The sequence below is a fragment of the Oleiphilus sp. HI0123 genome (assembly GCF_001635315.1).
This window is the reverse complement of the sequence record NZ_LWGE01000670.1, coordinates 1-6368: the sequence shown is the minus strand read 5'-3', so window position 1 is coordinate 6368 and position 6368 is coordinate 1. Positions and strand designations below refer to the sequence as shown.

The window sequence follows — 6368 nt, the reverse complement described above, 5'->3', positions numbered from 1 at the left end:
ATGAGAGCCATATGCATAGCGTGCCTCCTAACTCTGAGACTCACTTTAAGGTGACTTTGGTTACTGAGGATTTTGAGGGAAAGTCTAAAGTTGCTCGTCATCAAAGTGTCTATGCCTTGCTTGGTGGCTTAATGGAGCAAGGCCTACATGCTTTGGCACTACATTTATATGTTCCGCAAGAATGGTCGAGTATCATGGGTGAGAAATCACCAGAGTCCCCAAACTGTATGGGTGGCTCTAAATAGTACAGCTGTAGCAGGCCAGAACCCTAAATAGCTGATAGATATTCAATTGGAATTGCCCTTTATTAGGAGTAGGTACGATGAGTCAATTTTTTCAGATTCATCCTGAGAACCCTCAGGCGAGGTTGATTAAACATGCGGCAGAGATCATTGAAAGCGGTGGTGTGATTGCTTATCCGACTGACTCTGCGTACGCACTAGGTTGCCATTTAGGCGACAAGAAGGCCGCCGATAAAATTAGGCAGATTCGAAAGCTTAATGAAAAGCATAACTTTACACTGGTATGTCGTGACCTAACGGATATATCAACCTACGCTAAAGTTGATAATCAACAATACCGCCAGATAAAGGCACACACACCGGGCCCTTATACGTTTATTCTCGATGCGACGACTGAAGTTCCGCGGCGTTTAATGAACCCAAAGCGACGTCAAATCGGTATCCGAATTCCGGACAACGAAATTGCTTTAGCCTTGCTGGAAGAGCTTGGTCAGCCAATAATGAGTACAACGCTTATTTTGCCTGGTGATGATATGCCTATGACTGACCCTTACGAGGTTCGTTCTTTGTTAGAGCATACGCTTGATTTGGTTATAGATGGTGGCTTCTGTGGCTTTGAGGCAACCTCTGTGGTGAACTTATCAGGCGAAGAAACGGAGATTGTTCGTAAAGGCTGCGGTGACATCTCGGCTTTCGAGGGCTAAGTATCACCGCTTGTTTAGGCGGGTACGGTTTATGCGTTTATCGTTAAGCGGAAGCTGTTATCCTTCGACAGAGCTGCTTGCTCACTATTATTGGTGATTTTGTTGGTTTTCAGTGCTTCATAGCGATGGGCGATATCATTTAATTTGTTATGCTCATTTTGTTCGCTAATTAGCTCATTAAAGAGATTATTACCAACTCCATATGCACCAGAAATCTTCACGACATTGTCTACGTAATCAAGTGTAGGCTGCTGTTTGCTCAAACGCTGAAAAGCCTCTTTAAAGTGTTTGTTGTTGTTAAGGTCAGTACTTATTTTTTCATGATCGCTTGGGCGCATCGCGCCTTTGATCTCAATGTTGCCGTAAATATCCTTCTCTACATTTAGCTGGGTTCTCGGGTTTAAGTTGTACTCAGCAAGCTTATTACGCAGAGTTTCCTTGAGGAAGGCTTTATCTTGGCCTAACTCCGTTTTGAATGTTTCAACATTTACCTTTTTACTTTGACTTTGAATGCCTAGTCTTAATAAAGTGACCGCATCGTCTAGCAATACTCGCTTTTCTGCTTGTTCTTTGCGTCTGGCACTGTCGTCTGCGTGGCTGCTGTTTTCAGTACCGTTTTGAGAGTCCTGACGTTGTAGTTGCTGAGGGATCTGTAAGGCTTGTTCTGTTGATATATGTGCCATGGTTATTTGCTCGCTAAGTTCCAGTTCGGCAATCAATGACCGTTTTCTGACAAAAAATGCTAGTTATCTAAGGAATAGCAAATTAAATGCCAAGCTTGTTAGGCGGCTAGGGTAAGTTAACATGGAATTGTCCCACCCCTAGATTTGAATAGCTGCTGGCAAAGAAGGGCTTTGCTTACTAGACTGCAGGGATTTGGTTTCTTAATAATTAGGCAATCTTGTTCTATGTCAGAAATGTCAGCGTATCGCGCACCGGTTTTACCTATTATTCTCACATTGTTGACGACGCTGGGTTGTTTTTATATACCCACCAAACTCATATTTATACCGGTTGTTCTAACCTCAATTGCTTGGGCTTGGGCCCACTATGCAAATGTGCAGAGTCTTCGTAGTCGTTATGCGGGACAAGAGCGATCACTGCTAAATGATAAGGCCACTGAACTCACTCAGGAAGCATGCGCAGTAATGAGTGAACAAGCAGAGCTTGTGAAGGAAAATCTTGTCCACATTAATCAGAAGGTGACTGAAAGCGCTGATCAGATTAGTGCCAGTTTTACCGGAATATCTCAGAAATCTGAACGACAAAGAGAGCTCTTGTTAAAAGTTGTTGCTATGGTCCATGAGGATGAAACAACAAGTGGAGAAGAGCAAGTAACAGTCAGGCAATTTGCTGATGAGTTGATGGGGATAATAGATAGTTATGTCAGATTATTGGTTGAGGTGAGTGAAAAAAGTATCTTTGCTGTTCACCGAATCGAGGATATGTCACATCATTTTGAACAAACTTTTACCTTGCTAGGGCAGATCAGGGGTATTGCTGATCAAACAAATTTATTGGCATTAAATGCGGCAATCGAGGCAGCGAGAGCTGGTGAAGCCGGCAGAGGATTTGCCGTGGTTGCTGACGAGGTACGTACCTTGTCGCAAAACTCAAACACCCTTAATGACAAAATATTTGAAACATCTGAGAACACAAAGCGCGCGATTGATGGTTCAAGCAAAATTGTGGGAGAGATCGCATCCTTGGATATGAATATGGCGATCAGTGCGAAAGCCCATGTCGATGAAATGCTTGTAGATTTGGAGCAAACAAATGTCACCATTGAAAATACTATGGATGAAGCTTCCGCTTATACAGAAAAGTTAAAAGTGGACGTGGCTGACGCGGTCAGGAGTTCACAGTTTGCTGATAATGTTAGTGCCGATATTAACTCTTTTCTGCAACAAAACTCTTTGTTACAAGAGGCGCTGAATAAGGTAAGGAGTGTGTCCAGTGAAGCCGAAATACTCGACTTATTGCAAGAGATTGGCAAGCAAAAGAGTGGCTCTAAGAGTAGTGTTGCGGCAGAAGCGAGTGATGACAATGTCTCATTGTTTTAACGCAAAATATTAATCAATAGCGTGGGTGGGTAGTACAGACAATGGGAATGAATGTTCTAATTGTGGACGATCATGAATCGAATCGTATTCTAGTAAGGTATTTGCTTGAATCCGAAGGCCACGACTGCATCGAAGCTGAAAATGGGCAGATAGCAGTCGAGCAGTTTGATGAGCACCAGCCAGACTTTGTTCTGATGGACATTGTCATGCCTGTTATGGATGGCTATGAAGCCGCGTCCTTAATTAAAAAGCGCGCAGGCGATACCCATGTTCCTATTATTTTTCTGACAGCAAAACATGATGAGAAATCTTTGCTTGCTTGCCTGGAGAGTGGTGGAGATGATTATTTACCAAAGCCCATTAATGGCATTGTTCTAAAAGCGAAGATTAAGGCTCATGCGAGAACTCAGGAGCTTACCCAGCAAGTTCATGCGAAAAACAGTGAGCTAACCCGTCTACACGCGACATTAACGCAAGAACATGAGATGGGGCGTCATGTATTAAATCATACGCTCAAGAGGAGCTTGCAGAACTGTAAAAATGTTAAAAGCTATCTTTCTTCAATGTCGACCTTTAATGGCGATATCTTTCTTTTGGCCGAAAATCCAAGTGGTGGTTTATATGCTTTTCTCGGTGACTTTACTGGTCATGGTTTAGCTGCAGCAATTGGTACGATTCCTGTCTCGCAAGCATTTTTCTCCATGTGTGAAAAAAGTATGCCGATTATGGAAATTGCGTCTTCGATGAATAAGTCCTTAAAGTCCTTTTTGCCTGAGTACATGTTTTGCGCCGCGACACTAATACATGTGCCAGAATCGGGAGATAAAGCATTAGTATGGGCAGGGGGGTTGCCAGATGCGTATATTACAAGACCTGGGGAGGGGCTTGTAAGTGTCGTAAAGTCGAGACATATGCCGCTCGGTATCGTGCCGGCAGAGCGCTTCAATAGTGAGATAGAACTACACGAATTACGTTATGGTGATAAGTTGTTTATGTTCACTGACGGAATTCTTGAAGGAAGCCCTACAGACAGTGATGAAATGTTTGGTGAAGAACGAGTGATGGACTCACTTGACCGCCGAGTGAAAGAGGGCGGGCAAGAGCGTGTGTTTGACGGCCTACTGGATGACTATCATAGCTTCAGCCAAGGTTCTGCGCAGCAGGACGATATCTCTTTGGTTGAAATCACCGCAGGCCCAATTGATAATTCTAGTGTAATAGATCTTGAACCAAAGACGAATTTGCCTTGGTCAGTTAATGTCGATCTTGATGCAGAGAGAATACACTCTCAGCCTGACCCCATTGTGCAGGTCATTAAAGTGTTGCCAGCAGATCTGTTTTTGTACCGTCGAGCCGATATGATCAGGACTATTTTGTCTGAGCTTTACTTCAACTCGCTGGAGCATGGTTTATTAGCCTTAGACTCTACTATAAAAGGCAGTCATGACGGATTTACAAAGTACTATCAGCAGCGTCAGGAACGGATGGACGCCTTGGATGCGGGCCGCATTAGCATTAGTGTGAGCTTTGATTACGAGCGTTCCGGTAGTGAGTTGAAAATAAGTCTCAGAGATACCGGGAAAGGCTTTGATTTTGCTTCACAGAACGAAGACCTGGCAATGAATACTAAACCATGGGGGCGCGGAATTGCGCTGGTCCGATCTCTGTGTGAAACGGTTGAATATAGTGATGAAGGCCGCTGTGTCGAGGCGACCTTGGCACTTAATCCGAATGATAGAAAAGAAAGATATCCACCAATTGCTCCGGCATAATTTCTTCGAATTGGGATAAAAGCTTTTCGTTTCGACGTATTTCTTGAAACTCATCACTATCAAATAGGCCTGAAAGGGCCATGATAGGAAGTAGCAATTCGGCGGTAACATCTTCACCTTTGCAGAACCATGCCTTTTCTTTGTAGAAGAAACCTTCCATAAAGCCTGTGCACCAGCTTTCAAGACAGGCATCGTAGTGAGTTTCGCTGTCGTCATCAGTTTCATCGCTGTAGGGTAAGAGTATATCGCGGTCTTCATTAATCTCTTCAAGCAATGTCGACTTGATCTCTTCGATACAGCTTTCAATAGTGGCGATTTCAGATTCACTAAGCTCGATATCATCATTGCCAAATAGCACAGAGATAAGAGTGTTAGTGTCAAAGTCTACCGGCCCGATAACACTGGCGCATACAAGGCCGTGAAAGCCAAAATAATCCAAAGCCTCTTCATTTAGATGCTCGGCAAAAAGAATATCTTCGAGCTGTTCAATTTGTTGTTCGCTTAGTGACATTTGCTAAAACCGTATGACAGTGCAACCAATGCGTTCATGTGTGTATGGGCGCTGGTTGGGAGCGGGGTGGTATAAAAAACGAGAGTATAAACTGATTTTCCACAGATTAGTATCTGCAGTACCTGGTAAGCATAAAAAAGCCGGTAAGAACTAATTGCTCATACCGGCTCTGAGGTCTTTCAGAACTTAATTAGCGGAAATGCTATTCAGTATCTGTAGTCTGAGTTGCTTTACTGTCTTCAGCTTTTGCTGTTGATTCAGCGGGGCTCACCTCAACCTTAACAGCTGACAGCTCTGGTGACTTAGGAGCCGCCGCGCTTTCAGTTTCAGCTGATTGCGCTCTTGGGTCATTGTGAACCCGGTTAGAGCGGTTAGGTCTACGACGGCGAGCTGGCTTTTTAACTTCGACTTTATGCTCATCAGCCGGCTTCGCTTCGGCTTTAGGGCTTGTATTGCCAGTTATTTCTTTTGTCGCGCTTTCCTTATCAGCAACAGCTTGCGTCTTCGTTGGAGAGGCATCCGACTTGCTGTTTGTCGCTTTATTGCCTCGATTTCTACGAGGGTTACGGCTACGAGGTCGGCGAGTCGAAGTTTTCTCTTCGCTATCACTAGAGCTGGCATCTGATGTAGTTACTTCAGTTGCAGTTTCATCACTTGTTTCTGCTTTGCTCTCTTTTACTGCTTTAGGCGAATCTACAGCTTTAGTTTCGGCAACTTCAGCTTTATCAGAGCTTTTATCTTCCTTGCTTTCAGTTGCAGCAGGTGCAGGGCTAGCGTTGCTACTCGCTTGAGGCAATGAACTCTTCTCTTCTACCTTAGGTTTTGAGACTTCTGCTTTAGGCTCAGTTGTAGCGACAGGCTTAGCGGTTTCCTTAAGGCTTTCGCTTACTGTGCTAACTGCACCCTTGGTGTCAGTTTCAGCATTCTTCGTAGGAGCTTTGCTACGGCGCTCGCCACGGTTTTCTGAACGTCTACGGTTAGAAGAGCGAGTAGTGGATTTATTTTCGCTGCTTTTAGCTTCAGGCTTTGTGGTATTGGCTTCTACACTGTCGTCCGCTTTTGCTAAGGTATTGTTT

Annotated in this window: 6 protein-coding genes and 1 pseudogene; 4 read left to right on the top strand and 3 right to left on the bottom strand. The window is 44.1% G+C overall.

Annotated features, from left to right (window positions below; all coding sequences use genetic code 11):
• Together A3761_RS06085 and A3761_RS06080 are read left to right on the top strand one after the other, a co-directional pair.
• A partial coding sequence (locus A3761_RS06085; RefSeq protein WP_082870183.1) for a BolA family transcriptional regulator occupies positions 1-245 on the top strand: 245 nt, incomplete at its 5' end.
• A 77-nt stretch (positions 246-322) separates the two neighbouring features.
• Positions 323-946: an L-threonylcarbamoyladenylate synthase gene (locus tag A3761_RS06080; protein WP_068509760.1), complete on the top strand. Its 624-nt coding sequence runs from the start codon at positions 323-325 to the stop codon at positions 944-946.
• A gap of 29 nt (positions 947-975) precedes the next feature.
• On the opposite strand, the gene A3761_RS06075 is transcribed toward A3761_RS06080, so the two are convergent.
• Entirely contained in the window at positions 976-1629 is a 654-nt protein-coding gene (locus A3761_RS06075) for a hypothetical protein (RefSeq protein WP_156490425.1), read from the bottom strand.
• An 804-nt stretch (positions 1630-2433) separates the two neighbouring features.
• Between A3761_RS06075 and A3761_RS28500 the strand changes: the two are divergent.
• A pseudogene (locus A3761_RS28500) lies at positions 2434-3009 on the top strand (methyl-accepting chemotaxis protein); the annotation flags it as partial.
• Between the two features lie 47 nt (positions 3010-3056).
• Positions 3057-4781: a fused response regulator/phosphatase gene (locus A3761_RS06065; protein WP_068749983.1), complete on the top strand. Its 1725-nt coding sequence runs from the start codon at positions 3057-3059 to the stop codon at positions 4779-4781.
• Here A3761_RS06065 and A3761_RS06060 read toward each other — a convergent pair.
• Together A3761_RS06060 and A3761_RS27120 are read right to left on the bottom strand one after the other, a co-directional pair.
• Positions 4732-5292: a YecA family protein gene (locus A3761_RS06060; RefSeq protein ID WP_068507962.1), complete on the bottom strand. Its 561-nt coding sequence runs from the start codon at positions 5290-5292 to the stop codon at positions 4732-4734. The two genes, A3761_RS06065 and A3761_RS06060, sit on opposite strands and share 50 nt — an antisense overlap.
• Before the next feature lie 202 nt (positions 5293-5494).
• On the bottom strand, positions 5495-6368 hold an 874-nt coding region (locus A3761_RS27120; RefSeq protein ID WP_197472878.1), incomplete at its 5' end, for a hypothetical protein.